General features: G+C 69.3%; 2 protein-coding genes. One reads left to right on the forward strand and one right to left on the reverse strand.

Translation table 11 applies throughout. The annotated features are described in order from the left end of the window. Positions 1-171: 171 nt before the first annotated feature. Complete coding sequence (locus FRW57_RS21490; RefSeq protein ID WP_137123499.1) at positions 172-789, reverse strand: TetR family transcriptional regulator; 618 nt, start codon at positions 787-789, stop codon at positions 172-174. A gap of 56 nt (positions 790-845) precedes the next feature. On the opposite strand from FRW57_RS21490, the gene FRW57_RS21495 reads away from it, so the two are divergent. Further along, positions 846-1,412, forward strand: a complete 567-nt coding sequence (locus tag FRW57_RS21495) for a GNAT family N-acetyltransferase (protein WP_137123500.1) — start codon at positions 846-848, stop codon at positions 1,410-1,412. Positions 1,413-1,465 lie beyond the last annotated feature (53 nt).

Genomic DNA, 1,465 nt, shown 5'->3' on the forward strand with positions numbered 1-1,465 from the left:
GTCTGGTGGTCCAGCTTTCGGCCATCGTCCTCGCGCATACCCCAGTCTCCCAGAACCAGGGCCAGAATCATTCGACATACTTACGCGTGTCTTAGTAACTGTCCTTCCGTCTTCATCGGAGCCGGCAGCAGGAGGCAGCCGACCCCGCTCAAGACCCTAGCGCGTATGGCGTCAACGGGTAACGGGCCTGGCGACGTCCGTGGGGTGTTCGTTGAGTTGGCGCAGGTAGTCGGCGACGGCGGTGGTGGTGCGGTCGGTGTCGCCGGTGGCGAGCAGGTCGAGTAGCCCGCCACGCAGGATCGCGAGGACGGCTGTGGCTTGGGCCCGTCCGGCGGTGCTGTCGCGCTGTTGCGTGGGTTGCGTGGCTGTAAGCAGGGTGAGCCAGTCCTGCACAGTGGCTGAGGCGAAGCCGCGCCAAGGCCCGTCGGGGTCGGTCAGGGATCGGGCGTATCCCTCGACCCAGAGCGTGAGCAGTCCCCGGTGGTCGGGGTCGGCCAGCCACTCCCACACCGCAACCGCGACCGTGGGCAGGTCGGCTTCTCGCTGGGTGGCGGCGTGGCGCATGCGGTCCAGTAGGGCCAGTTCGTCGGCGCGCGCACGAGCCAGCAGGGCTCGGATGAGTCCAGCCTTGCTGTCGAACAGGTACAGCAGTACCCGGGGGCTGGAGCCGATGGCGGCCGCCAGGGGGCGCAGGGACAACTCGGCCATGCCGTGCTCGCACACGTACCGGTAGGCCAGCTCGAGCAGCTCGGATCGGCGCGCGGAGGGGGGTGGACTTTCCTGGCTCATGCGAGCTACCGTACCAAGGACTGAAACGATCGTTTCAGTCCCTGAGGAGGTGCCGCATGGTCGACGATGGTGAGGAAGGACGGGCGGTGATCCGCCGCTTGGGCCGGCCCGGCGACTTGGGGTGGGTGGTCATGGCGCACGGGCAGGTGTACGCCGCCGAGTTCGGTTGGGATACGAGTTTCGAGGCGTTGGTGGCCCGAATTGTGGCCGACTACGCCGCCACGGCCGACCCGGCCCGGGAAGGCGCCTGGATCGCCGAGCTCGACGGCCACCCGGTGGGGTGTGTGTTCTGCGTGGACGCCCACGCCGACGTGGCAGAGCCTGCGACGGCCAAGCTGCGGATCTTGTTGGTCCACCCCGACGGGCGCGGGCAAGGGCTGGGCGGGCGCTTGGTGGACACCTGCATGTCCTTCGCCCGGGAGGCCGGCTACCGGCGGATGGTGTTGTGGACCAACGACCCGTTGACCGCGGCTCGGCACGTGTATCTGCAGCGCGGATTCGTACTGGTCAGCGAGGAGGCGCACCACAGTTTCGGCGTCGACCTGGTCGGGCAGACCTACCGGCTGGACCTCGCCGCGGGCCGCGGTCCGGCGGGCCGGGATCAGGTGGGCGCAGCCTCGTGAACGGCACCCTCGTGCTCGCCGGCGCGACCGGTGCGGTGCCCGGGGCGCTGGTC

The organism is Segeticoccus rhizosphaerae, from assembly GCF_009192725.1.
Classification (GTDB): Bacteria; Actinomycetota; Actinomycetes; order Actinomycetales; family Dermatophilaceae; genus Segeticoccus; species Segeticoccus rhizosphaerae.

What these genes read in the sequence shown, in the direction of transcription:
- FRW57_RS21490 (WP_137123499.1), bottom strand. Translation starts at nt 789, where the DNA reads ATGAGCCAGGAAAGTCCACCCCCCTCCGCGCGCCGATCCGAGCTGCTC.
- FRW57_RS21495 (WP_137123500.1), top strand. Translation starts at nt 846, where the DNA reads ATGGTCGACGATGGTGAGGAAGGACGGGCGGTGATCCGCCGCTTGGGC.